At 70.3% G+C, this 24,521-nt stretch carries 25 protein-coding genes; 15 read left to right on the forward strand and 10 right to left on the reverse strand.

All coding sequences use genetic code 11. The features are described from left to right. Positions 1-182: 182 nt before the first annotated feature. Positions 183-1,526: a glutamyl-tRNA reductase gene (locus tag ACFJGU_RS07560; protein WP_382309076.1), complete on the reverse strand. Its 1,344-nt coding sequence runs from the start codon at positions 1,524-1,526 to the stop codon at positions 183-185. 82 nt (positions 1,527-1,608) lie between these two features. Between ACFJGU_RS07560 and hemE the strand changes: the two genes are divergently transcribed. The 9 genes from hemE to ACFJGU_RS07605 all read left to right on the forward strand — a co-directional run bounded on the left by hemE (position 1,609) and on the right by ACFJGU_RS07605 (position 9,383). After that, the gene (gene hemE / locus ACFJGU_RS07565; RefSeq protein ID WP_382309079.1) at positions 1,609-2,673 is read left to right on the forward strand and encodes a uroporphyrinogen decarboxylase; all 1,065 of its coding nucleotides are present in this window, start codon (positions 1,609-1,611) and stop codon (positions 2,671-2,673) included. Between the two features lie 3 nt (positions 2,674-2,676). Beyond that, a complete protein-coding gene (locus ACFJGU_RS07570) occupies positions 2,677-4,374 on the forward strand; it encodes a protoporphyrinogen/coproporphyrinogen oxidase (protein WP_382309082.1) in 1,698 nt (565 codons plus the stop codon). 112 nt (positions 4,375-4,486) lie between these two features. Further along, positions 4,487-4,930: a YtxH domain-containing protein gene (locus ACFJGU_RS07575; RefSeq protein WP_382309085.1), complete on the forward strand. Its 444-nt coding sequence runs from the start codon at positions 4,487-4,489 to the stop codon at positions 4,928-4,930. Between the two features lie 19 nt (positions 4,931-4,949). Further along, the gene (locus tag ACFJGU_RS07580; protein WP_382309087.1) at positions 4,950-5,357 is read left to right on the forward strand and encodes a phage holin family protein; all 408 of its coding nucleotides are present in this window, start codon (positions 4,950-4,952) and stop codon (positions 5,355-5,357) included. Beyond that, complete coding sequence (locus ACFJGU_RS07585; protein ID WP_382309089.1) at positions 5,354-5,635, forward strand: DUF3618 domain-containing protein; 282 nt, start codon at positions 5,354-5,356, stop codon at positions 5,633-5,635. The genes ACFJGU_RS07580 and ACFJGU_RS07585 overlap by 4 nt, the downstream gene beginning before the upstream one ends. A gap of 64 nt (positions 5,636-5,699) precedes the next feature. Then, positions 5,700-6,446 carry a hydrogen peroxide-dependent heme synthase gene (gene hemQ, locus ACFJGU_RS07590; protein WP_382309091.1) on the forward strand — a complete coding sequence of 249 codons (747 nt, stop codon included), beginning with the start codon at positions 5,700-5,702 and terminating at the stop codon, positions 6,444-6,446. Then, positions 6,443-7,618 carry a ferrochelatase gene (locus tag ACFJGU_RS07595; protein ID WP_382309093.1) on the forward strand — a complete coding sequence of 392 codons (1,176 nt, stop codon included), beginning with the start codon at positions 6,443-6,445 and terminating at the stop codon, positions 7,616-7,618. The genes hemQ and ACFJGU_RS07595 overlap by 4 nt, the downstream gene beginning before the upstream one ends. Next, the gene (gene hemC, locus ACFJGU_RS07600) at positions 7,615-8,592 is read left to right on the forward strand and encodes a hydroxymethylbilane synthase (RefSeq protein ID WP_382309095.1); all 978 of its coding nucleotides are present in this window, start codon (positions 7,615-7,617) and stop codon (positions 8,590-8,592) included. Before ACFJGU_RS07595 ends, hemC begins: the two co-directional genes overlap by 4 nt. Continuing rightward, positions 8,589-9,383 (forward strand): uroporphyrinogen-III synthase, encoded by a 795-nt coding sequence (locus ACFJGU_RS07605; protein WP_382309097.1) that lies wholly within the window; start codon positions 8,589-8,591, stop codon positions 9,381-9,383. The genes hemC and ACFJGU_RS07605 overlap by 4 nt, the downstream gene beginning before the upstream one ends. A 41-nt stretch (positions 9,384-9,424) precedes the next feature. Here ACFJGU_RS07605 and ACFJGU_RS07610 read toward each other — a convergent pair whose 3' ends face one another. Beyond that, positions 9,425-10,057: an alpha-ketoglutarate-dependent dioxygenase AlkB gene (locus ACFJGU_RS07610; protein WP_382309099.1), complete on the reverse strand. Its 633-nt coding sequence runs from the start codon at positions 10,055-10,057 to the stop codon at positions 9,425-9,427. An 86-nt stretch (positions 10,058-10,143) separates the two neighbouring features. Beyond that, positions 10,144-10,692, reverse strand: coding sequence for a TetR/AcrR family transcriptional regulator (locus ACFJGU_RS07615; RefSeq protein ID WP_382309101.1), 549 nt, complete (start codon positions 10,690-10,692; stop codon positions 10,144-10,146). A gap of 96 nt (positions 10,693-10,788) precedes the next feature. Here ACFJGU_RS07615 and ACFJGU_RS07620 point away from each other — a divergent pair, with 96 nt between their 5' ends. The 4 genes from ACFJGU_RS07620 (at position 10,789) to ACFJGU_RS07635 (ending at position 15,011) form a co-directional block, all read left to right on the forward strand. Beyond that, the gene (locus ACFJGU_RS07620; RefSeq protein ID WP_382309103.1) at positions 10,789-12,039 is read left to right on the forward strand and encodes an MFS transporter; all 1,251 of its coding nucleotides are present in this window, start codon (positions 10,789-10,791) and stop codon (positions 12,037-12,039) included. 58 nt (positions 12,040-12,097) lie between these two features. After that, on the forward strand, positions 12,098-13,096 hold the full coding sequence (gene hemB / locus ACFJGU_RS07625) for a porphobilinogen synthase (protein WP_382309105.1): 999 nt from the start codon (positions 12,098-12,100) through the stop codon (positions 13,094-13,096). Next, positions 13,093-14,538: a glutamate-1-semialdehyde 2,1-aminomutase gene (locus tag ACFJGU_RS07630; protein WP_382309108.1), complete on the forward strand. Its 1,446-nt coding sequence runs from the start codon at positions 13,093-13,095 to the stop codon at positions 14,536-14,538. The genes hemB and ACFJGU_RS07630 overlap by 4 nt, the downstream gene beginning before the upstream one ends. Positions 14,539-14,636: 98 nt before the next feature. Then, the gene (locus ACFJGU_RS07635) at positions 14,637-15,011 is read left to right on the forward strand and encodes a hypothetical protein (protein WP_382309110.1); all 375 of its coding nucleotides are present in this window, start codon (positions 14,637-14,639) and stop codon (positions 15,009-15,011) included. 6 nt (positions 15,012-15,017) lie between these two features. Here ACFJGU_RS07635 and ACFJGU_RS07640 read toward each other — a convergent pair whose 3' ends face one another. Genes ACFJGU_RS07640 through ACFJGU_RS07650 form a run of 3 tightly spaced genes read right to left on the reverse strand, consistent with a single transcriptional unit; the run spans position 15,018 to position 17,760 of the window. After that, positions 15,018-16,013 carry an MDR family oxidoreductase gene (locus ACFJGU_RS07640; RefSeq protein WP_382309112.1) on the reverse strand — a complete coding sequence of 332 codons (996 nt, stop codon included), beginning with the start codon at positions 16,011-16,013 and terminating at the stop codon, positions 15,018-15,020. A gap of 44 nt (positions 16,014-16,057) precedes the next feature. Further along, complete coding sequence (locus ACFJGU_RS07645) at positions 16,058-16,861, reverse strand: ABC transporter permease (protein ID WP_382309114.1); 804 nt, start codon at positions 16,859-16,861, stop codon at positions 16,058-16,060. Continuing rightward, positions 16,858-17,760, reverse strand: coding sequence for an ATP-binding cassette domain-containing protein (locus ACFJGU_RS07650; protein ID WP_382309116.1), 903 nt, complete (start codon positions 17,758-17,760; stop codon positions 16,858-16,860). The genes ACFJGU_RS07645 and ACFJGU_RS07650 overlap by 4 nt, the downstream gene beginning before the upstream one ends. Positions 17,761-17,893: 133 nt before the next feature. Between ACFJGU_RS07650 and ACFJGU_RS07655 the strand changes: the two genes are divergently transcribed. Next, positions 17,894-19,423: an LssY C-terminal domain-containing protein gene (locus tag ACFJGU_RS07655; RefSeq protein WP_382309118.1), complete on the forward strand. Its 1,530-nt coding sequence runs from the start codon at positions 17,894-17,896 to the stop codon at positions 19,421-19,423. Between the two features lie 21 nt (positions 19,424-19,444). On the opposite strand, the gene ACFJGU_RS07660 is transcribed toward ACFJGU_RS07655, so the two are convergent. Next, complete coding sequence (locus ACFJGU_RS07660; RefSeq protein WP_382309120.1) at positions 19,445-20,257, reverse strand: isocitrate lyase/phosphoenolpyruvate mutase family protein; 813 nt, start codon at positions 20,255-20,257, stop codon at positions 19,445-19,447. Between the two features lie 49 nt (positions 20,258-20,306). Continuing rightward, on the reverse strand, positions 20,307-21,236 hold the full coding sequence (locus ACFJGU_RS07665; RefSeq protein WP_382309122.1) for a rhodanese-related sulfurtransferase: 930 nt from the start codon (positions 21,234-21,236) through the stop codon (positions 20,307-20,309). Positions 21,237-21,347: 111 nt separating this feature from the next. Between ACFJGU_RS07665 and ACFJGU_RS07670 the strand changes: the two genes are divergently transcribed. Beyond that, the gene (locus ACFJGU_RS07670) at positions 21,348-21,896 is read left to right on the forward strand and encodes an acyl-CoA thioesterase (RefSeq protein ID WP_382309124.1); all 549 of its coding nucleotides are present in this window, start codon (positions 21,348-21,350) and stop codon (positions 21,894-21,896) included. A gap of 20 nt (positions 21,897-21,916) precedes the next feature. On the opposite strand, the gene ACFJGU_RS07675 is transcribed toward ACFJGU_RS07670, so the two are convergent. Continuing rightward, entirely contained in the window at positions 21,917-22,747 is an 831-nt protein-coding gene (locus ACFJGU_RS07675; RefSeq protein WP_382309126.1) for a siderophore-interacting protein, read from the reverse strand. Between the two features lie 73 nt (positions 22,748-22,820). After that, complete coding sequence (locus ACFJGU_RS07680) at positions 22,821-24,335, reverse strand: FUSC family protein (protein ID WP_382309128.1); 1,515 nt, start codon at positions 24,333-24,335, stop codon at positions 22,821-22,823. Positions 24,336-24,521 lie beyond the last annotated feature (186 nt).

Genomic DNA, 24,521 nt, shown 5'->3' on the forward strand with positions numbered 1-24,521 from the left:
CTCGTCGCGGAAGACGGCGCGCGCGGCGAGCCGGGCGGGCGCGAACCGATCTGGTGCGCGTTTCGTTTCGGGCGAACCTCCGCGCGCACGACCTCGGAGAGAGCGTCGTTCCGCCCCCTGTTCGCCCGACACGCAGGCACCGCCCGCGATGAGTGGCCAGGTGCGCGACCGGGACCTCAGGATCAGCCCTCGGCGCGGCGGTAGTCGTCGAGCGCGACGGTCTCGGCGGCCAGCTCGGCGTCGGCACGCGCCGCACTCGCGGCCGTCGCAGCGACCCCGCCCAGACCGAAGAGGGTCTCCACGGCCGCGAACACCTCGTCGGCCCGCCCCTCGCGGGCGAGCTCGCGAGCACGCACGGACGGCGAGTGCAGGATGACGCCGACCAAGTGGCGCAGGGCGCGCTCGGTGCGTTCGGTCTCCGCGGCGTCGCCGTGGGAGCGGGCGCGATCGATCTCGGCGTCGAGCAGGTCGAAGAGGTGCGAGCGCAGGGCGACCACGGCCGGAGTGACCTCCGCCTCCGCCTTGCCGGCGCGGTATTCGGCGGCGGCCTCGCCCACCAGGGCACGGGCATCCGACTCGGCGTTCAACTCGTCGAGCGGGGCGTGCAGGCTGATCGTCTCGAGGTCGAGCAGCTCGGCGCCGCCGATGCCCGCCACGGCGGGGTCGACGTTGCGCGGCAGTCCCAGGTCGATGATGAGGCGGCGTTCGAGTGCTCCCGGAAGGGCAGCGGCCACGGTCACGTCATCGGCCGAGAGCACAACGGTATCGGCGGTGCTGCAGGTGATGACGACGTCGGCAGTGGCGATCGCATCCCGATAGCCCGCAGCGGGCACGGGCTCGAGGCCCTGCTTCGCCGCGAAGGCGACTGCGCGACCCGACGGGGAGAAGACGCGGATGTCGGTGACCCCCCGATCGCGGAGATTGGCGAGCGTGACCCGGGCGTACTGTCCGGTGCCCACCAACAGCACGCGCGTGCGTGCCCAATCGGTGACGCGGCTCTCGGCCAGATCGAGGGCGAGGCGGGCGAGCGAACGGCCGGCACCGCCGAGGCCGGTCTTCGTCTTGACGCCGCGCGAGGTGTGGGAGGCGCGCTGGAACAGTCGCTCGAGATCCGAGGAGGTGGTGCCCTCGACCCGCGCGGTGGTGAGCGCGCGTTTGACCTGCCCCGCGATCTCGTCTTCGCCGACGACGACCGACTCGAGTCCCGACGACACCGCGAACAGGTGGTCGGCCACGCCGTCACCGCAGAGCACGGTGAGCGAGTCGCGCAATTCGCCGACGTCGGTTCCGGATGCCGCGCTGAACGATTCTGCCGCCTGCTCGACCGCGAGGGAGACACCGGCGGTGAGCGGCTCGTCGATGTCGAGGTAGGCCTCGAAACGGTTGCAGGTGGCGAGAACCACGGCCCCCTGCACGAAATCGCTCTCGGTCACCAGGCGCTTCGCGACGTCGGAGGTGCCCACCGACAGCTTCTCGAGGAGATCGAAGCTCGCGTTCCGGTGATTCGCTGTCAGGCAGATGAGCACTGATTAAGTGTACGCCTGCGCACCGGCGGGTAGCTGCGACCCCGGCGAGCCCCCGCTCAGGTGCTCGCCGTAGGATGTGGCGGTGACTCTGCCCGCGACCCATCCGCTCTCCGACGGCCGCACCTCGGACTCCCCGCTCGTCACCACCTATCGTGGTGCGCGCGGTGCCGTGACCCCCGTCTGGTTCATGCGTCAGGCCGGCCGGTCGTTGCCCGAATACCGCGAGCTGCGCGTGGGAACGCGGATGCTCGACGCGTGCCTCGATCCGGACCTCGCGAGCGAGATCACGCTGCAGCCCGTGCGCCGGCACGGTGTCGATGCCGCGATCTTCTTCAGCGACATCGTGATCCCCTTGCGGCTCGCGGGCGTCGACGTCGACATCGAACCCGGTCGCGGACCCGTGCTCGCCGCCCCCATCCGCACCGCGGCGGATGTCGCGGCCCTGCCGTCCCCGTCGGCCGCCGACTTCTCGGCCGTGGAAGCGGGCGTCGCCCGCACGGTCGCGCAGCTCGGCACCACGCCGCTGATCGGCTTCGCGGGAGCGCCTTTCACCCTCGCCGCGTACCTCGTCGAGGGCGGACCGTCGAAGGATCACCTGCGCGCCCGCACGATGATGCACGCCGATCCGGATGCCTGGTCGGCGTTGCTCGGCTGGGCCGCCGAGGTCACGGGCCGGTTCCTGCGCGCGCAGATCCTCGCCGGCGCCAGTGCGGGGCAGCTCTTCGACTCCTGGGTGGGCTCGCTCTCCGTCGACGACTACGTCACCCGAGTGGCGCCGCACTCGGCCGCGGCACTCGCGGAGATCGCCGACCTCGACGTGCCGACCGTGCACTTCGGTGTGGGCAGCGGCGAGGTGCTGAAGCCGATGCACGACATCGGGGTCGACGTCATGGGCGTCGACTGGCGCATCCCGCTCGACGTCGCCTCGTCGCGTCTCGGAGGCGGAGTGGTGCTGCAGGGCAACGTCGACCCGGCGCTGCTCGCGGCGCCGTGGCCGGTGCTCGAGGCGCACGTGCTCGACGTGCTGGCGCGCGGTCGCACGGCACCGGCGCACGTGCTGAACCTCGGGCACGGCGTTCCGCCCGAGACCGATCCGGACGTGCTGACGCGGATCGTCGAGCTGGTGCACGCGCAGGGCGAGGTCTGAGCGATGGGGGATCCGGTGTCCGCGCCGCGGTTCGGCATCCGCTCCGACGCCGAGTCGGGAGTGCTCGACGTCGTGGTGATCGGCGGCGGCGTCGCCGGCCTGGTGGCCGCGCGGCAGCTGGCCCACCTCGGCAACACGGTCACAGTGGTCGAGGCGAGGGAGGCGTTGGGCGGCTTCGTGGCGACGCACGAGATCGCCGGCGTCCAGCTCGACTCCGGAGCCGAGAGCTTCGCCACCCGCAAGGGCACCGTGGCGGCGCTCGTGACCGAGCTCGGCCTCGGCGACGACATCGTGGTGCCGAACCCGGCCGGCGCCTGGGTGGCCTGGGACGGCGGGATCGCCCCGCTCCCGGCCGCGGGAGTCCTCGGCATCCCGGGAGTCCCGCTGGCCGACGACGTGCGCCGCATCGTCGGGTGGGGCGGATCGCTCCGCGCCTACCTGGACCGCCTGATGCCGCTGCTCCGCGTGCGGAGCGAGACCGATCTCGGCGACATCGTTCGTCGCCGGATGGGACGCCGCGTGCTCGATCGCCTCGTCACCCCCGTGGTCGCGGGCGTGCACTCGGCCGACCCCTCGGTGGTCGACGTGCACACCGTGGCTCCCGGGCTGACGCAGGCGATGACCACTCAGGGTTCGCTCTCGGGTGCCGTCATGGCGCTCCGCGAGCAGGCGCCGGCCGGGTCGCAGGTGCAGGGGATCGCGGGTGGCGTGCACCGGCTGATCGACGCCCTCGAAGCCGACTGCCGCTACTACGGGGTGCAGTTCCGCACCGGCACGCAGGTGGTGTCGGTCTCGCGGAACGCGGATGTCGCCGATGCAGCGGATGTCGCGACGGGAGCCGGTGGCCCGCGCTGGGTCGTGGAACTCGCGCCGACGCCGGCGACCGATGCCGGGGCGGCGACCGACGGCTCCGGCGCATCCGATGCCCCGGCCGACCTCCGCAGCGACGCGAGTCCCACCCTGGTGGCGCGGGCGATCGTCGTGGCCACCGGGTTCCGCGCGGGGCTCGCCCTGATCGACGAGGCGGGCGCGGGGCGCTCGGGCGACGGCGACGTCGACGGCGCTGCCGCTGCTCCGTCACGCGGTTCCCGCGGTTCGCGTGGCCTGCGCGCCAGAGCCGACGCCGCGTCCGGGGACGACCCGCGGGTGCCCCCCTCGAGCGAGTGGCCGGAGCCGGCATCCGTCACCCTCGCGACGCTCGTGATCGACGACGCGCGTCTCGACACGCATCCGCGCGGTACCGGCGTGCTCGTGGCGCCGGGAACCCCCGGCGTCACCGCCAAGGCGCTGACCCACTCCAGCGCCAAGTGGACGTGGCTCGCCGACGCGCTGCCGGCGCACCGGCACGTGCTGCGGCTGTCGTACGGGCGGAGGGGCACGGATGCGCGAGCCACCACCGCCGGCGTCGACCTCGCGACCGTGATCACCGATGCGTCGGCGCTGCTCGGCATCCCGCTCTCCGAGGCAGACGTGGCCGGCTTCGACACGACGACCTGGACCGAGTCGCTCGCCTTCGCGACCGTGGGGCACAAGGCTCGCGTGCGCCAGACCCTCGCTGCCGTGGAGCAGGTCGTGGGCCTCGACGTCGTGGGTGCGTGGGTGTCGGGCACGGGACTCGCGGCGACCGTCGAGCACGCGCGCACCACCGCTTCCGCCCTGGCAGCCGAACTGCGTGGCGATCGCCGACTCGACGTCGACTGAGCGCACGAGGGGCGCGCAGCCCGGTCGCGGAGCGGATCCGGCGGCCATGCGTGCTTCTGACGAGGGGACTACGCTGGGAGAAACCCTGCACTCGCGATCGATCGGAGTTCACATGCGCGGAAAGATCATCTTCGTCGTCGGGCTGGCAACGGGATACGTCCTCGGAACACGTGCCGGACGCGAGCGCTACGAGCAGATCAAGGCGGGTGCCCAGAAGGCGTGGAACACGCCGACGGTCCAGTCGGGCGTGGAGAAGGTGCAGGAGTTCGCGGGAGCGCGGGTCGACACCGTGAAGGCCGACCTCTCGAAGAAGGCGCGCAACGCGCTGGGCGCATTGATCGGCCGCGACCCCCTGACCGGGCCGCAGCAGAGTTCCGCGGCTGCCAAGGCCGGATCGACGCGGCCGAAGCCCGCGACTGCCGCGGCCGCCGCCAAGCCGGCAGCGCGCAAGCCGCCCACGGCGACGACGTCGGGCGCCAAGCCGTCGACCTCCGCTTCGAAGGCACCGGCGCCGAGCGCCGACGCCGACGCCGACGCCGCAGAATCCGACGAGTAAGAACAGGAGAGGGTTATCCGTGACTGAAGAGCGCGATCGACGAGCCCGTCGCTCCCTCATCTCCCTGCTCGGTGAGCTGCCGACGTTGATCATCGCCCTGCTGAAGGACGAGATCGAGAACCTCAAGCGCGAGTTGACGGCGAGACTCGCCAAGCTCGGCATCGGCGTGGGCCTGTTCGTGGTGGCGGCGCTGCTGGCGTTCTTCGCCCTGGCCACTCTCATCGCGGCTGCCGTGCTCGGCCTGGCGACCGTGCTTCCCGCCTGGGCCGCCGCCCTCATCGTGGCCGGCGCGCTGTTGCTGATCGCCGTCATCCTCGTGCTGATCGGTGTCTCCTCGATCAAGAAGGGCATGCCGATCGTGCCGGAAGACGCGATCACGAGCATCAAGAAGGACATCAACACGGTGAAGGGATTGGGTCAGTCATGAGTGACACCGACGCCGCCCCCAAGGCTCCGCAGCGCTCGAAGGAGCAGCTCAACGCCGACATCGAGAAGACGCGCGCCGACCTGAAGGCCACGCTCGACGCCATCGAGTTCAAGCTGAACCTGCCCAAGCAGGCTCGTCACGCGGCGCACCGGGTGAAGAGCCGCATCGCGACCTTGCGCGACCAGAATCCGATCGGGTTCGCGGTGGGGGTCGCCGCCGCCGTCGCGGCTGTCGGGATCGCGGCCGTCCTCGGTTTCCGTTCCGCGAGCAAGAAGTAGATCATCGTCACCATCACCACCGGGCGCTGCGCCCCCACCACCGCACCAACCACGAAGAAGGATCATGACTGACCCGACAGTCGACCAGGACGCCCAGACCTATGTCGCCCGCGACGTCGAAGACTCCGAGACGGTTCCCGTCGTCGGCTACACCCTCTGGGCGGTGTTCCGCCGCAACCCCGCCGAACCGTTGGGCATCGACGGCACCGACGTTCCGGATGCCATCGGCCAACTCGACGACACGATCGTGTCGATCGAGGAGGAAGACGTGTTCGTGCGCGGCCTCTACGACGTCTCGGGGTTGCGGGCCGACGCCGACGTCATGGTCTGGTTGCACGGCAGCGCGCCCGAGACCCTGCAATGGGCCCTCCGTCAGCTTCGCCGCACCCGGGTCTTCGCTCCGCTCCTGCCCACCTGGAACGCGATGGGCGTGCACCGCGACGCCGAGTTCTCGGCCAACCACCTCCCGGCCTTCATGCGCGGCAAGGAGCCGGCCGGCTGGCTCACCGTCTACCCGTTCGTGCGCTCCTACGAGTGGTACCTGCTGCCCGAGGCGGAGCGTCGCCAGATGCTCGCCGACCACGGCCGCAAGGGCGCCGAGTACCGCTCGGTGCTCACGAACACCGTCGCCTCGTTCGCCCTCGGCGACTACGAGTGGATCCTCGCCCTGGAAGACGACGAGCTCACCAATCTGGTCGACCTGATGCGCCACCTGCGTGCGACGGATGCCCGCCTGCACGTCCGTGAGGAGGTTCCCTTCTACACGGGCCGGCGCATCGACACCGCCGAGATCGTCGAGGTGCTGCAGTGACGCTCGAGTCGCTCGTGCCGGCCGCCAGTGCGGCGGCGGCATCCGGGCCGGAGCACGTGACCGAGCCGGTGGCCTACGACGGCATCCTCCTCGCCTCTTTCGGCGGACCGGAGGGGCAGGATGACGTCATTCCCTTCCTCCGCAACGTGACTCGCGGTCGCGGTATCCCCGACGAACGGCTCGAGGAGGTCGCACACCACTACCGTGCCTTCGGCGGGATCAGCCCGATCAACGCCCAGAACCGGATGCTCAAAGCGGCGCTCGAGGCCGAGCTCGCCTCGCGCGGCATCGACCTTCCCGTGCTCTGGGGCAATCGCAACTGGGACCCGTATCTGCGTGACACCCTCCGCGATGCGCACGAGCAGGGCCACCGCACCCTGATCGCGGTCGCCACCAGCGCCTACAGCTCCTATTCGAGCTGCCGCCAGTACCGCGAGGACTTCGCAGCCGCGCTCGAGGAGACCGGTCTCGCCGGATCTCTCACGATCGACAAAGTGCGCCAGTTCTTCGACCACCCGGGATTCGTGCAGCCCTTCATCGACGGTGTGTACTCGGCGCTCGAAGACCTGCGTGCACAGCATCCCGACCTCGACGTCACTCGCGAGGTCGAGGTGCTCTTCACCACCCACTCGATCCCCAGCGCCGACGCCGAACGCTCCGGTCCGGCCTCCCGCGGCTTCGGGCCATCGGGGGCGTACGCCGCACAGCACGAGGCCGTCGCCGAGGTCGTGATGGCCGCGGCCACCGCCGGAGCCGACATCCCGTGGCAGCTCGTCTACCAGTCCCGCTCCGGCCCGCCGACGCAGCCGTGGCTCGAACCCGACATCAACGACGCGATCGCGGAACTCCCCGCCCGCGGCGTGAAAGCCGTGGTGATCGTGCCGCTCGGCTTCGTGAGCGACCACATGGAGGTGCTCTGGGACCTCGACAACGAGGCGCTCGCCTCTTGTGCCGAAAACGGCCTGATCGGTGTGCGGGTGCCGACGCCCGGCGTCGACCCGGCCTACGTGTCCGGTCTCGTCGACCTCGTGCTCGAGCGCGTGCAGGGCACCCCGGTAGCCGATCGGCCCGCTCTCACGGAACTCGGCCCCTGGTACGACGTCTGCCGGCCGGGCTGCTGCGAGAACGTGCGCCTCGGGTTCAAACCCGCCGTGGCGGGGATCGCGCCGTGAGCGCTCCGCTCCGCATCGCGACCCGCGGCAGCGCCCTTGCGCGTGCCCAGACCGGGATCGTGGCGGCGACGCTCGTGGAGGCGACCGGCGTCGGGGTCGAGACGGTGATCATCACCTCCGAAGGCGATCGCTCGCGCGAATCGCTGTCGAGTCTCGGCGGAACCGGAGTGTTCGCGAGCGCGCTCCGCGAGGCCTTGGTCGCGGGTGAGTGCGACATGATCGTGCACTCGCTGAAGGACCTGCCGACTGCTCCGTACGAGGGACTCGTCATCGGCGCGATCCCGGAACGGGAGGATCCGCGCGACGCGCTCTGCACGCGGGACGGGCTCACGCTCGACGAGCTGCCGGAGGGTGCCCGTGTGGGCACCGGGTCGCCGCGGCGCATCGCCCAGCTGCTCAGTCTGCGCCCCGACCTCACGATCGTCGACATCCGCGGCAACGTGGACACGCGCCTCAACCGCCTGGTCGAGGGCGACCTCGACGCCGTGGTGCTCGCGTCAGCAGGGCTCGGAAGGCTGGGTAGGCTAGACGCAGCATCCGAACTCTTCGCACTCGACATCTGGCCCACGGCGCCAGGGCAGGGTGCGCTCGCGATCGAAACCCGAGAGGGAGACAGCATTCCCGAGTTGCTGAGCATCGAACACATCCCGACGCGCACGGCCGTTCTCGCCGAGCGCTCGGTGTTGGCTGCCCTCGAGGCCGGGTGCGCCGCTCCGGTCGGGGCCACGGCCACCGTCGTCGACGACGAGCTGCGCCTCTCGGCCACCGTGTACCAGCCCGACGGCGCCGCCGAGCTCGGTTGCGAGCGATCGGCCGCGCTCCTCGGAGACGACCACCTCGTGGCGGAGCTGCTCGGCCAGGCCGTGGCGGTGCAGCTCCTCGAAGACGGCGCGGCCGAACTCGCGCCCGTCGGCGGATCGGCGCCCGGCACCGACGGCTCAGGCGACCAGTACTGGCCGGGCGGCACCGAATGACCGCGTGGTCGCAGCGCCCGCTCGGCGGCTGGCGCATCCTGGTGCCCCGCGGGGGCCCGTGGGGTCACGGCGTCGCGGCCGATCTGCGCGCCGTCGGCGCGAAGCCGATCGTCGCCCCGATGATCAACTTCGCTCCCACCGAAGACGCCGAGACCCTCGAGCGTGCGCTGAAGGCGCTGGCTGCCGGCTCCTTCGACTGGCTCACCATGACCAGCGCCACCACGGTCGACGTCCTCACGGCCCACCAGGCCACCGTGCCCTCCTCGACCCACATCGCCGCCGTCGGAGAGACCACCGCGGCCGCTCTGATGGCGGCCGGGTACAAGGTGGACCTCGTTCCGCCGGAGGACAACTCGGCGAACGGCCTGTTGCGCGAACTCAAGCGTTTCGAGCAGTTCGGCCCCGAACTGCGCGTTCTGACCCTGCGGAGCGACATCGCGAAGCCCGTGCTGACCGAGGGCCTGATCGCTCGGGGACACACCGTCGAATCCGTGGTGGCCTATCGCACGATCGGAGTCGAGGTCGACCCGCAGATCCGTGCCGACATCGCGGCCGGTGCGATCGACGCGGTCTTCGTGACCTCGGGGTCGGTGGCCGAACAGGTTCAGCTGCAGCTCGGACCCATCCCGGAGTCGACCCTGGTGGCCGCGATCGGACCTCGCACCGCCGAAGACGCACGCGCTTACGGCCTGCGGGTCGACGTGATCGCGAAGGGCCGCTCGGCCGAGTCGCTGATCAATTCGGTGATCGAAGTGGCCAACGCCCGTCGCGCGGCGGAGTCGTCGGACTAGCCGCCCGATCCTCCCCGTCAGCACGGCCCCGCGCCGGTTGCTCATCTCGGCCAGACCGGCCGGAACTGCACACTGATGCGGGGGCCGACGGCCTGCTTCGTCTTGAGGATGGCGTGCTCGTGGGTGCGTTGGCAGCTGCCGCCCATCACGACGAGGTCGCCGTGGCCCACCGGAAAGCGCAGGGTCTCTCCGCCGCCCTTCGGCCGCAGCGAGAGAGTTCGGGCTGCTCCGACGGAGACGATCGCCACCATGGTGTCGCGGTCGATCGTGCGGCCCACCCGGTCGCCGTGCCAGGCGACGCTGTCTTCGCCGGTGCGGTAGAAGCACAGTCCAGCGGTCGCGAACACCTGACCCGGTGGTCGCCCGTAGAAGTCGTTGAGGGCGCGCTGGGCGCGACTGAGCACCGGATCGGGGTAGAGGGAGCCCTCTCCGAAGTGGGACACCAGGCGCGGCACGGCCACGATCTTGTCGTACATCTCCCGCTGGTCGGCGTGCCAGGGCACATCGACCGCGAGGCGTTCGAACAACGCGTCGGAATTGCGGATCCAGCCGGGCCGCAGGTCGACCCAGGCGCCCTCGGCGAGCTCCGTGCGCTCGACCGTGCCGAACAACTCGTCGAGTTCGGGGTCGGCATCGATGTCGTCGAAGAGCGAGGTCTGGAAGTCGAGGTTCATGCCGACTACGCTACCGACATTCGAACATATGTTCTAGTTAAATCTGGAGGCGGGGTGTGAGTGGAGCAAGGACGCCGTGATCGTGATCAGGAGCCGAAGAGCTCCGAGACCAGTCGGTCGGCGGTGTCGTCGTCGAGCGTCCAGGGCAGGAAGATCGCGCGGTAGACGATCGGCGCCACCAGGTGGTCGATCACCTCGTCGGCTGAGATGTCGGACTCCGGATGACGTTCGACGAACATTGTCGCCTCCGCCCTCCGGTTGCGGAGGCAGTCGGACTCCCGGTCGCCGGCCACGGCGGCCCCGCCGCGCAGCAGCGCCGCGTTGACCGGATTGCGGTAGTGCTCGACGATCTCATCGGCCCACCCCGCGAGGTCACCCCGCAGGGTGCCGCTCTCGGGCAACGGGCGTGCCGGGTCGAGGCGGTAGGTGGCGATGTCGTTGATGAGCGACGGAAGATCGCCCCAGCGCCGGTAGATGCTGGTGGGATTCACGCCGGCCCGTTCCGCGATCATCGGCACGGTGAGCCGTTCCTGGCCCTTCTCTTCGATGAGCTCTTCCGTCGCCCGCTTCACGGCGCCCAGGACCAGCGCACTCCGGCCACCTGTGCGCCTGGCGGGCGCTGACTTGGTCTCCATGGAAGCATTCTAACGCAATCAGAGTTGCATTAAGCAGTTGTCGCGATTATGGTGCATAAAGCGAACAGAATTGCGTTAAGAATCAGGAGTCACGAGATGTCCGTTCTCGAGGAATCGACCGCCGCCGTATCCGTGGTGTCGCCGGGCCGGCGCCGCGCATCCTTCCGTCTGTCGCCTACGGCGGCCTTTGTCGGCACGGCGATCGGGTTCGCCGCCCTCTACCTGGCGGCCGGAGCGCCGACGCCGTTGTTCCTCCTGCTCGAGGAGCAGTGGGCGTTCCCGGCGTGGGAGCTCACCATCGCCTTCGCGATCTATGCGATCGCCCTCCTCGCGGCGCTCCTGGTGGGCGGTTCGCTCTCCGACCACGTCGGCCGACGCCCTGTGCTGATCGGAGCGCTGGCGCTGGAGACGGCCTCAATGGTGCTCTTCGTGTTCGCGCCCGACGTGGGCTGGGTCATCCTCGCCCGCGCCGTGCAGGGGCTCGCGACCGGCATCGCCACGAGCGCTTTCACCGCCTCCGTGGTCGAACTCGCGCCCCCACGGTTCCGCAAGTTCGGCGCGGTGGTGGGGAGCGTGGCACCGGCGGGCGGCCTGGCGCTCGGGGCCTTGATCACCGGTTTCGCGGTGCAGTTCACCCTCGCCCCGGCCGCCATCGTGTTCGGCGCGCTGGCCGTGATCATGGTGCTCGCCCTCCTGGTGGTCGTGTTCTCGCGGGAGACCAACCCGGGGCGGCCCGGAGCCGTGCGCTCGCTCATCCCACGCATCTCGATCCCGCGGGCTGCGCGCGTAGAATTCGCCGCGAGCGTGCCCGTGCAGCTGGCCTCGTGGATGCTCGCGGGCCTGTTCATGGGGCTCGTCCCGTCGATCATCCGCGACGTCTTCCACATCGACAGCGGCGCCGTGAACGGCGTCACCAGCTTCGTCGAACCGGCCGCCGCCGCCGTCGCGGCCCTCTTGCTCGGTCGCTTGGCGGCGCGGCGGGCCGTCGTCTACGGCATGGCGGCCGTGCTGCTCGGAACCGGGGTCATCGTGCTGGGTGTCGTGGGCGGTGTGCTGCCGCTGCTCATCGTCGGGGGCGTGATCGGCGGTGTCGGGTTCGGCGCCTCGTTCTCCGGAACCCTCCGCGCTCTCGCACCCCTCGCGTCGCCCGAGTCGCGGGCCGAGCTCTTCGCGGGGGTCTTCCTCGTGGCCTATCTCGCCTTCGGTGTTCCCACGATCATCGCCGGGCAGCTGATCGCCCCGCTCGGCTTGCTCGGCGCGGTGCTGCTCTACGGCGCGGCGATCCTGGTGGCGGCGATCGTGGGACTGGTCGCGCAACTGCGGCTGGCGCACCGCACCCGCCGGTAGCACTCAGCGCGGCGCTTGTCCGGCCGACGCACATCGGCGGCGATCTAAGCTGGAGACCATGAACTCTGGCTCCTTCCCCGAGGTTCGACCCCGCCGGCTCCGCGCGACTCCGGCCCTCCGCCGCCTCGCCGCCCAGACCCGCATCGACCCGGCCCAGCTCGTGCTCCCGCTCTTCGTGCGCGACGACATCGTGGAGCCCGTGGCTCTTCAGTCGATGCCCGGTGTGGTGCAGCACACCTTCGACAGCCTGCGGGGGGCCGTCACCGAGGCCGCTGAGGCCGGACTCGGCGGCGTGATGCTGTTCGGCGTGCCGGCCGACTCGGCGAAAGACGCGATCGGCAGCGGGGCGACCGACCCCGACGGTGTGCTGAACGCCGCGACCCGCGTCGCCGTCGAGGAAGCCGGTGACGCCCTCGTGGTGCAGACCGACCTGTGCCTCGACGAGTTCACCGACCACGGCCACTGCGGCGTGCTCGCCCCCGACGGCTCCATCGACAACGACGCCACCCTCGAGCGCTACCGCGACATGGCTCTCGAACAAGCCCGGGCCGGCTCGCAGATGCTCGGTCTCTCCGGCATGATGGACGGCCAGGTCGCCGCCGTGCGCGGGGCGCTCGACGCTGAAGGCTTCGAGCACGTCGCCCTCCTGGCCTACGCCGCGAAGTACGCCTCCGCCTTCTACGGGCCGTTCCGCGAGGCGGTCGGATCGACGCTGCGCGGAGACCGCAAGAGCTACCAGCTCGACCCCGCGAACCGCCGCGAGGGCCTTCGTGAAGCGCTGCTCGACGTGGCCGAGGGAGCGGATGTCGTGATGGTGAAGCCCGCGATGAGCTACCTCGACCTCATCGCCGACGTGTCGGCGGCCGTTCCAGTACCCGTCTGGGCCTATCAGGTGTCGGGTGAGTACGCCATGATCGAGGCGGCCGCGGCGAACGGCTGGATCGATCGCGAGCGCGCGATCCTCGAGACCCTCACGGGCATCCGTCGGGCCGGGGCCGACGTGGTGCTCACCTACTGGGCGGTCGAGGTCGCCCGCTCCCTGAAGGGACTGCGATGAGCGCCGAGGCCGGCCTCGGGGCGGCACTGTCCCCCGAGCGCGACGAGAACGAGTCCATCACCGCGGTGGCGAGCCACGCCGGCAACGCCGAGCAGTTCGCACGCGCCCAGCGCTCCATTCCCGGAGGCGTCAACTCGCCGGTGCGAGCGTTCCGCTCCGTCGGCGGAACCCCGCGGTTCCTCGTCTCGGCACGGGGGCCGTACGTCACCGATTCCGAAGGCACCGAGTACGTCGACCTCGTGAGTTCATGGGGTCCGGCGATTCTCGGGCACGCGCATCCGGAGGTCGTCGCCGCGGTCCAGGATGCCGCCTCCCGCGGTCTCTCCTTCGGCGCCACCACCCCCGCCGAGACCGACCTGGCCGAACTCGTGCGCGTTCGCGTGGCAGCCGGCGGCGTGCATCCGATCGAGAAGGTGCGCCTGGTCTCCACGGGCACCGAGGCGACCATGACCGCCATCCGGCTCGCCCGCGGATTCACCGGGCGCGACCTGCTCATCAAGTTCGCCGGCCACTACCACGGACACTCCGACTCGTTGCTCGCGGAGGCCGGTTCAGGCCTGGCGACCCTGGCGCTCCCCGCGTCCGCGGGCGTTCCGGCCGCCACGGCCGCGCTCACCGTCGTGCTGCCCTACAACGATCTCGGCGCGGTGCGGAGGGTCTTCGCCGAGCGTGGGCACGACATCGCGGCGATCATCGTGGAGGCCGCTCCCGCCAACATGGGCGTGGTGCCGCCGGCTCCCGGCTTCAACGCCGCGCTCGCCGACATCGCGCACGCGCACGGATCACTGCTCATCATCGACGAGGTGCTCACCGGATTCCGCGTCGGCCCGGCCGGATGGTGGGGGCTGGAGAATTCCGGCAGCCCGGTCGCAGAACTGCACCTGGATGCTCCGGGCCCGGTCGACGTGCCCGCCTACCTGCCCGACCTGGTCACCTTCGGCAAGGTGGTGGGAGGCGGGATGCCGCTGGCCGCTCTCGGCGGTCGGGCCGACGTCATGGACACGCTGGCTCCGCTCGGCCCGGTGTACCAGGCGGGCACGCTCTCGGGCAATCCGATCGCCGTCGCCGCCGGACTCACCACCCTGCGTCTCGCCGATGCGGCGGTCTACGCGGCGCTCGACGCCACCGCCGCGACGATCTCGGGGGCCGTGTCGAAGGCGCTCGGCGAGGCGGGCGTCGCGCACAGCGTGCAGCGGGCGGGAAACCTCTTCAGCTTCACCTTCGGCTCGTCGCGCGCACCGCGGAACTATGCCGAGGTGCAGGCCCAGGAGGCGTTCCGTTACGGTCCGTTCTTCCACGCCATGCTCGACGCCGGGGTCTCGCTGCCCCCCTCGGTCTACGAGGCCTGGTTCGTCTCGGCGGCACACGACGATGAGGCAGTCGGACGCATCCTCGCGGCCCTGCCGGGCGCCGCCGCAGCGGCAGCCGCCGCTCGTCCCTGAGCGCCGAATGCATGCGTTCGCAAAGATTCCTGAATCGTTATATATCGCTCAGGCGGAAATGGTGCCGTTCTTCAGGGTAGCCACGGCAGGATAGGTGCATGGCCGTTCTCTTCGTCCACACCGATCGCCTCGAGATCCGATTGACGCGCGCCGAGAAGCTGCTCTCGTTCCGCCGCACGGACATCGTGGTGCCGCTGGAGAACATCCGATCGGCCGCGCTCACCGACGATCCGTGGGTGTGGGTGCGCGGCATCCGGGCGCCAGGCGCCGCCATCCCGCTCACCCTCGCGGTGGGCACCTGGAAGTTCCACGACGGCAAAGACTTCCTGCTCGTGAAGGGCACCCGCACCTCGGTCGTGATCGACCTCGAAGACCAGGAGTTCTCGCGCATCATCGTCACCACCGCGCACTCGATCGAACTCCTCCGCGCGCTGCGGCTGCCTCCCACCGAGGGCACGGAGATCATCGACTGAGCCTCCTCAGAGGCTGAGGTCGACCACCGTTCGGCCGCGCACCTGGCCGGCGAGGATGCGCTCCGCCGCGGTGAGCAGGTCGCCCAGCCCGATGGTGGTCGTCATGCCGTCGAGAGCGTCGAGGTCGAGCTCGGCGGCGAGATCGGTCCACGCCCGCTCCCGCAGGGCCAGCGGAGCCTCGACCGAGTTCGCGCCCGTCAGAGTGACCGCGCGGAGGATGAACGGCATCACCGTCGCGGGCAGGTCGCCGCCTTGAGCGAGCCCGCACGAGACGACGGTTCCGCCGTAGTTCGTCTGGGCGAGGATGTTCGCCAGCGTGTGGCTGCCGACGGAGTCGATCGCTCCCGCCCACGCCTGGGTCTGGAGCGGACGTCCCGGCTCGCCGAGCGGAGCGCGGTCGATGACGCGCGCGGCACCCAGCCCTCGGAGGTAGTCGCCCTGTTCCTCGGCGCGGCCGGTCGACGCGACGACCGTGTACCCGCGCCCGGCCAGCAACGAGACGGCCACCGATCCGACCCCGCCGGCCGCACCCGTCACGAGCACCTCGCCGGACTCCGGCGTCACCCCGGCGTCCTGCAGCGCGAGTGCGGCCAGCATGGCGGTGAAGCCGGCGGTGCCGACCGCGGCCGCCTGCGCGGGCGAGATCCCGTTCGGTAGCTGCACGAGGGCATCCGGACGCACTCGCGCTTTCGTCGCGAAACCGCCATGCCTGTTCTCGCCGATGCCGTCACCGTTCAGCACCACGAGGTCGCCCGGCTCGAAGCGCGGAGACGCGGATGCGGTCACCCGGCCCACGATGTCGATGCCCGGCACGAGAGGCCACTCGCGCACCACGCCGGGACGCCCGAGGAGTGCCAGACCGTCTTTGAAGTTGAGACTCGAGTAGAGCACGTCGAGGTCGACCGGACGCTCACCGCCGGTGTTCTCGAAGAACTCCTCCTCGTCGATCTCCAGCAGGCGCCCTGAGGCCCCCTTCTCGGTCACGACGATCGCCTTGGTCATGGCACCTCCCGGTTGCGGTCTTGCTGGTCGCTCGCTGCCCGGCGTCAGGAGACGTCGCGGCGCCAGCTCGTGAAGAAGCCGATGACAGTCGCGATCACCGCGATCGCCGCGAGCACGAGCCCGCCCTGCCACCAGTCGAGCGCGACGCTGCTCGGCGAGATCGAGGTGTAGATACTGGCGCCCACCAGGGCGTCGCTCGCCGAACCCGGCAGGAACTGCCCCACCTGGGCCGACCAGTCGGTGATACTCGCGCCCACCCGCAGCAGCGGTTCGACGAATTGCGTGAACGCGAGCACGATCACGATCGCCGCGATCTGGCTGGGCACGAGAGCGCCGAGACCGACGCCGATCGCGGCCCAGAGCGCCATCGCGAGCACGGAGCGACCGATGAACGCCCAGGTGTCGGGCTCACCGAGCAGCGGATCGATGCCGAACGCGCTGAGAACCGCCGCACCGACGCCGATCGACGCGATCAACGCGATCACGCCGTACGCGGCTCCGGCGAGGAAGAGGGTGAGCAGCTTGCCGCCGAGCACCACGGTGCGTCGGGGCTGCGCGAGGAAGGTGGGTGTGAGCGACTGGAAGCGGAACTCGCTCGTCACCGCGAGTGCTCCGAGGAGAACCGGGAAGACGTAGCCCACCGAGGTGGCGAAGCTGAAGATCAACAGGGGGAGCTGCGCTTCGGGGATGACGGGGCCGCGCCCGGTGGTGCCGACCCCGCCGAAGATCGCGGCCAGACCGCCGGCGCAGAGCGCGACGTATCCCACCATGATCAGTGCGAGCACCCACCACAAGCGGGTGCTGAGGAGCTTCGTGACCTCGGAGTGCACGGCGGCGAAGAATCTCACAGCGATCCCTCCTCGCCCACGAGGGTGAGGAACGATTCCTCGAGGCCGGTGCGTTTCTGCGAGAGGGCGGTGACGGCGATGCCCGCGTCGAACGCGAGGCGCCCGATCTCGGCCGCTTCGGCGTTGTCGACGAGGATGCCCGACCGCAGATTCGAGACCGTGTACCCCGCGGCTCGGATGACCTCGGTGAGCCGTTCGCGATCATCCGCGTTGACCTGCACCTGCTTCGAGTCGGAGACGTCGAGGCTGGAGAGCTCGCCGCGGTGCACGAGTTTGCCGTGGGAGATGATGATCACGTCGTCGACCGTCTGCTGCACCTCACTGAGGAGGTGGGAGCTGATCAGCACGGTGCGCCCCTCGGCCGCCATCGCGCGGAGGAGGAGGCGGATCCACTTGATGCCCTCGGGGTCGAGCCCGTTGATGGGCTCGTCGAGCACGAGCACCGAGGGGTCGCCGAGCAGGGCGAACGCGAGGCCGAGGCGCTGCCGCATGCCGAGGGAGTAGCCGCCGACCCGGCGCGACCCGTAGTCGGCCAGGCCCACCTTCTCGAGGGCTGCCGCCGGAGCGGTCTTGGGCAGGCCCGCCGCCTGAGCGTAGACCGCGAGATGGTTGTGAGCGGAGCGGCCCGGATGGAAGCTGGCCGCCTCGAGCGACGCGCCGACCGTCGCCAGCGGGGAAGCGAGGCGCGAGTACGGCGTGCCGCCGAAGGTGGCGGTGCCCGAGGTGGGCTGGACGAGACCGAGGAGCATGCGGAGCGTCGTGGTCTTCCCGGCGCCGTTCGGGCCGAGGAATCCGGTGACCTGACCCGGCTCGACGGTGAGAGTGAGGTCGGAGACGGCGTCGACGTTACCGAACGACTTCGTCAGCTGGGCGAATTCGATGGGTACGCCGGTGGGCATCGATGTTGTCCTGTCGGTGTCCGGTTGGAGAATTTGCGGTCGTTCCCGCGATTCCAGCCTAGGGTGGCGGTCGACGGTTGTCACAGAATTCAGCGAATGCTGAGAGAATCCGTCTGAGGAAAGGACGGTCGCGATGGCAGAACACGCCACCGGCGGACCTGCCGAATCCCCGGAGATCCTGCCGAGTCCCGCCGAGTTCAACGCGCGGGAGACCTCGGAGCTGTCGATCGACGAACTCGAGGAAGCGAGTCTCGTCGAGCACATCCGGCGGCGCACGTTCCGCGGCTCGGTCGGGCTCGTGGTCGACAGCGCGTTCTTCCTCTTCGGCACGGCGGCGGCGGCGTGGCTGGCGTTCCTGGTGGCCACGGAGTCGTTCGCCAAGGGCTGGCAGCAGCTCTGGTTCCTGCTCGTCTTCTGGCTCGTCGTGGCGTATCTGCTGCTGCCGCGCGTGCACAGCATCCTCACCCTCTTCTACGTGCCCGACTACTTCATCGGCCGGGCGAAGACACGCGAGGGGCTGCTCGGCGACCCGATCAACATCGCGCTGCGCGGCTCGGAGGAGCAGCTGCACGAGGCGATGACGAGGGCGGGCTGGCACCTCGCCGACGACATGGGGCTCACCTCGGCACTCCGCACGGTGCGGGGGACCCTCCTTCGTCGCAGTTATCCGGGCGCGCCCGTGTCCCGGTTGTATCTCTTCGGCAACGTGCAGAACTTCACCTATCAGCAAGAGGTGTCGGGCAATCCGTCGAAGCGGCACCACGTGCGGTTCTGGCGGTGCCCGCGCGGCTGGCTGCTCCCGGGCGGACACCAGGCGGACTGGCTCGCAGCGGGAACCTACGACCGCAGCATCGGCATCTCCTTCTTCACCCTGCAGGTCACGCACCGCATCGACAAGGAGACCGACAAGGAACGCGATCACATCGTGACCACTCTGGTGGAGGGGAACGAGCAGGCGAAGGTCAAGCTCATCCGCAACTTCTCGACCGGCTATCACCATGTCAACGGCGGTGGCGATGCGATCGTCACCGACGGCGACCTGCCCGTGGTCGACCTCCGGCGCGTCAGCACCTGGGATGCCGGCGACGAGCGTGCGGCCCCGGTCGAGCGCCCGGTGCCGCCGACACCGTCAGCCGTGTTCACCGAATCACCGATCGCCGGGCTGGGCCGCCCGGCCGCGATCTATCTCGGTGTGCTGCTCATGGTGCTGCGGGTGTTGTCGGCATTGGCCGCCGGCGCCGTCGTGGCCTTCTCGATCGGTGACGGCGAGCTCGACTTCCGCACCATCACGGGCGCGCTCACCCCGGCCGACGCACGCTTCCTCGGATCCCTCGTGGTGGCGCTGTTCGTGGCCGTGGCCCTGTTGATCAGCGCTCTCTACTCCGTGCTCGCCTTCCTGATCTACCACGGCCACAACTGGGCTCGCTTCACCGGCATGAGCATCAGCGCCGCGGCCGTCGTGGTGACGGCGCTGGACTTCGCGAACGGCGGACCGCAGATCACCCTGCAGACCAATCTCGTCGGGCTCTCCTTCGACGTGCTGGTGCTGCTCGCCCTCTCGGGCACCGAGGCCCGCCGCTTCTCGCACCGTCGGGCGGTCGAGCGGAGGGAGGCACGGCGCGAGCGGCGCGCCCGTCGAGCCGCCCCCGCGCTCGCGTCGTAGCGGCGGAGTCGGTGCTGCCGCTCAGGTGAGCGTCTGGGTGCCCTCCGGGAGGAAGCCGCCGGCGTAGAGGGCGAGGGCCGACTCCTGCAGCGCGGTGAGCGCCACGCGCTGCGGCCAGGGACCGTAGGAGATGCGCGCGATGCCGAGCCGCTCGTATTCACCCGGCGCCAGCGACCCAGGGACGCCGATCACGCTGACCTTCCGCACCCCGATGCCCTCGACGAGCCGCTCGGCGGTCGGCTTGTCGATGAGTCCGGGCACGAAGACGCACGCCGCCCCCGCATCGAGATAGGCCCGCCCGCGCTCGATCGCGTCGTCGATCGCCTCGTCGAGGGGCCGGTCGCCGCGCCGGATCAGCGCGTCCGTGCGCGCGTTGAGCACGAACCGCACCCCCTCGGCCTCCGCCGCTTTCATCACCTCGGCGACGTTCTCGACGGATTCGATGTGCGGACGCATCTGGTCTTCGATGTTCGCGCCCACGACCCCGGCCCCGATCGCGCGCCGCACCGTCTCGCCGGCGTCTCCGTATCCGCCCTCGAGGTCGGCGCTCACGGGCAGCGACGTCGAGAGAGCGATGCGACCGACCGCTTCGATCATCAGCTCGAGCGGGATGTGCTCGCCGTCTTCGTAGCCGTAGGCCGCCGCGATGCCGTGACTGGCGGTGGCGAGTGCCTTCGTCTCGGGCAGGTCGGCGATGACGGAGGCGCTCGCGACATCCCACACGTTCACCACGGTGAGGATCTCGGGCGCTTTGTGCAGGGCGAGCAGGGCATCCGCCCGGTCGTGGATGAGTTCGTGCGTGGTGTGGGTCTGCTGGCTGTCGTGGCTGGTCATGGGCAGAGCCTACGGCCAGCGGGCGACGTCAGAACCCCCTGTGGAGGAACTAGAGGGTCGCGTGGGCGGGGCAGCGGATTGTGGAGGAGAGGTCGGCGCAGGACTCGCACACGACCAGCTGCGAGCGGCAGGCCGGGTCGGCGCAGTTCTGCAGGCGCGAGCTGGGGGAGGCGCAGGACACGCAGGATCCGATCACCGCCGCGTCGGGGCTGAACCGCACCGAACCACGGCCGTCGAAGACGTAGAGCGACCCCTCCCAGAGCCCGGCGTCACCGAACGTCTCGCCGTAGCGGACGATACCGCCGTCGAGCTGGTACACCTCCGAGAATCCGCGGGCGCTCATGAGCGACGAGAGGACCTCGCAGCGGATGCCGCCCGTGCAGTAGGTGACCACGGGGGACGACTTCAGGTGGTCGTACTTGCCGCTGTCGAGCTCGGCGACGAAGTCGCGGGTGGTCGCGACATCCGGAACCACCGCCCCGCGGAACCGCCCGATCTCGGCCTCGAACGCGTTGCGTCCGTCGAAGAACACGACCTCGTCGCCGCGTGAGGCGACCAGCTCGTGCAGCTCGGCGGGCTGCAGCTTGACGCCGCCGCCGACCACGCCGTGGGCATCGACGCGCAGCTCCCCCGGCGCGCCGAAGCTGACGATCTCGTCGCGCACTTTCACGCTGAGCCGTGGGAAATCGGTGCTCGCGCGGTAAGGCGTGTGCTTGGAGGCCGGCGATTCTTCGAGGCCGGTGCCCTCGCTCCACTTCACGTCGAGCTCGGCGAACGGCGTGAACTCCCGGGTCTTGCGCACATAGCGCTTCACGGCGTCGAGCTCGCCGCCGAGCGTGCCGTTGATGCCGTCGGCCGAGATGAGGACGCGCCCGCGCAGTCCGAGTGATTCGCCGAGATCACGCTGCCAGAGCCGCACGGCTTCGGGGTCGGCCACCGGCGCGAAGACGTAGTAGAGGATGATCTTCGGAATGGGCACCCGGCGATTTTAGTCGGCGCGGATGCGTGCGGGCCCGTCGTCGAGCATCCGTTGTTGTAGACATTCACAGGTGAGGTTCCGGATCGATGTGCCGGTCTCTACCATCGGGTCGTGCACTTCTTCTTCCGGACCCTGCTGCAGACCCTCCGCTCGCGCTCGCGCTCTCCCCTCGGGGTCTGGGACGTCGGGTCGACCCCGTTCCGCGTGCTTCCGACCGACCTCGACGTGCTCCGGCACATGAACAACGGCGTGTACCTCTCGATCCTCGACCTCGGGCGCCTCGATCTGATGCAGCGCACGGGCATGTGGGGGAAGCTCACCGCGCGGGGCTGGTACCCCGTGGTGGTGGCCGAGACGATCAGCTTCCGGCGGTCGCTCGAGCTGTGGCAGCGCTTCGAGGTGGAGACCCGGGTGCTGGGCTACGACGAGAAGGCGTTGTTCGTTGAGCAGCGCTTCGTGGTGAAGGGCGAGATCTACGCGCGCGCCTACATCCGGGCGCGATTCCTGAAGCGCTCGGGCGGAGTGGTCGGTGTCGACGAACTCCGCGCGCTCGCCGGGCCGGCGCCCGACGACGGGCGGATGCCGGAGTGGCTGCACACGTGGGGAGTCGACGCGCAACTGCCGCCGAGCAAGGCGCCGGCGCCGAGCGTCTGGGGCTGACCCCGGGCCTGACCCCCCGCTCAGTCGGGGTCGGACGGATCGAGCGGCGCGTGGTGGTCGAGGTTCGCGACACCGCGCTTCCAGTAGCCGCTGAGCGCCACCTGCTGCGAGGGAAGTCCGAGTTCGTGGCGGAGATACCGCCGCACTGGGATGAGGGTGGATGCCTCGCCGGCGCCGAAGACGAAGGTCTCCTCGTCGATGGGGCCGAGACCACGGAGGGCGGCGAGGAGCTGGTCGGGGCCGTTCTCACGGTAGAGCCACACGATGTCGGCGCGCAGGCGGAGCTCGTCGCTCAGATAGGCGGGCACCGACGCGTCCGCGACATCCACCAGCGCGGTGATCTCGACCTCGGGATCGAGCAGTTCCAGCCAGCGCGAGAGCGCGGGCAGCGCCGTCTCGTCGGCCATGAGCACCGCGCGGGCGATGCCGCTCGGCACGAGTCGCGACCCGCGAGGACCGGCGACCACCAGAGCGTCGCCCGTCGCGGCGTTCGCAGCCCAGACGGACGCAGGCCCGTCGGTGCCGTGCAGCACGAAGTCGAGGTCGAGTTCGTCGGGTGAGTCCGCTGTGGCGGCGCGGAACGCGCGGGGCGTGTAGTCGCGCGACACGATGGTGCCGGATTCGGGGCGGCGGATGCCGTCGGGCGTGAGCTCGGGAACGGTGAGGATGCCGGTGGCCGGGTCGGCGAAGAAGACCTTCACGTGGTCGGTGGGGCCGTCGCTGGCGAATCCGGCGAGCTCCTCGCCGATCAGCGTCACGCGCGTGAGCGTCGGCGTGAGCTTCGCGACCCGCGCGACGGTGAGGTGACGAACGGCCATCGGATGGCGGACGGGTTCGCGAGTGAAGGACACGGATGCTCCGATCGATCGGGCGGGTACGGCGAGCGGGTACGGCGCGGGTGTCGCCAGGCGCTCCACGTTGACACTAACCGGCGGCCGGGCGCATTTCTTCCAGCGCGGCCTTGATCGCGCGCATCCGCTGCCGGAGGAGCTGCAGGGCGGCCTGTTCGTCGCCGTCCCCGTCGATGGCCGCGGAAACCCGTTCCAACTCGGGGGACGCGCCTATCACGAGGTCGGCGAGATCCGCGGCCGCGATGCGCCGCCTGCCCGCCCATTCCCGGATCGCGATGGGCACGCCACGTCCTTTCGCCAGCGTCGAGAGGGCTCGGCGCAGGGCCCGGATGGCCGGTGTCACCTCGCTGACCCGTTCGACGGCCCGGGATGCCGCGTGCCGTCGTTCCTCGACGGTTGCTCGGTCGGCGCCGTCCTGCAGCGCCGCGGTGAACGCCGCCAGCGCTCGGACAGCGTCTCCCGATCGCCGACGCAGTACATCCGTGGTCTTCACGGGAAGGATGAACCAGGAGGCGGCGATCGCGAGGGCGCCGCCCCAGAGCACACCGAGCAGCCGGCTCTCCAGAACGCCTGGGCCGGTCTGGCCGAAATAGCCGTAGAGCAGGGCGAGCACCGCCGTGACGCAGGCCGCCCAGTAGGCGTAGCTCACGGGACGGAGCCAGAGCGCGACCGTCAGCACCAGGAAGATGAGCACGAGGGCACCGGGCCCACCCGGGAGTGCCGCACCGCTCACGAGGGTGGCGACGATGGTGCCGCCCAGCCCCCCGATCGTGCGCAGAACGCCCTTGTAGACGACGTCTCCGCGACCCCGGTTGCCCGCACAGACGATGAAAGCGGTGATGACGGGCCAGACGACGTGCTCGGGGAAGAGCACATGCCCCACGAGGAATGCGGCTGAGAGAGCGACGACGAGCTGGATCGCCATACGGGTGCTGGGGGCCGGGCGACGGTGCCCTTTGGTGGCGGTCACGGCTGCGGTGGTCGTCCTGCTCCTGGCCTCTGCACGAACGCTTCCGCGAGCCTCCGGACGCGCCGCGACACCCTCGCTGGATTCCCGCGGCCGCTCTCGCACCCACTGCACCAGGGTCGCCCATCCGAAGGCCACGGCCACGCCGACCAATGCCCAGAGCGAGAACCCCGCGTCGACGGGGATCGGCAGCGGCGTGACGAGGGTCGCGATGAACGGCAGGGTCGCGATGGTGCCGATCCGCGCGGCTCGCGGCCCGAAGCGACGCACCCAGACGAAGCCGCCCAGGGCGAGCACGAAGAGGGTCTCGCCGAGCAGATCGACCGTGTGGGACGCCATGCCGATCAGGGCGGCGACGACGGTGGCGAGTGCGAGCACGCAGAGGTCGGCGGCGCGCTCGCGGAGACCGGTTCCCAGATCGCGGCGCGTCATCATCGCGGCCACCACGACGCTCAGCACGATCGCGTCGACGTCGACCGGGGCGAATCCGGCGAGCTCGACCATCGACCAGAAGCTCAGCAGCACCACGATCATCGCGGCGACCGAGCCTCGCAGATACCGCAGCCCCGGGTCGAATTGCAGGAAGCGCCGGGTGCCGGAGACCGCCGTGGGGTCGCTCATGCGTCCATTCTCCCTGCACAGGCCTTCCAGTTATCCACAGACCTGGCATCCAAGGCAGAGGTGAGTTATTCTCGCTTCGCGGCACTCGGGGGAGTTCCACGAGGCGAGCCACCGCTCGCAGACAGCCTGGGGTACCCGAGTGTTCGTTGCTCACCGCCGTCGTCGTACGGTCCTGCTCGATTCGAT

The sequence above is a fragment of the Herbiconiux sp. UC225_62 genome (assembly GCF_042694625.1).
GTDB lineage: Bacteria > Actinomycetota > Actinomycetes > Actinomycetales > Microbacteriaceae > Herbiconiux.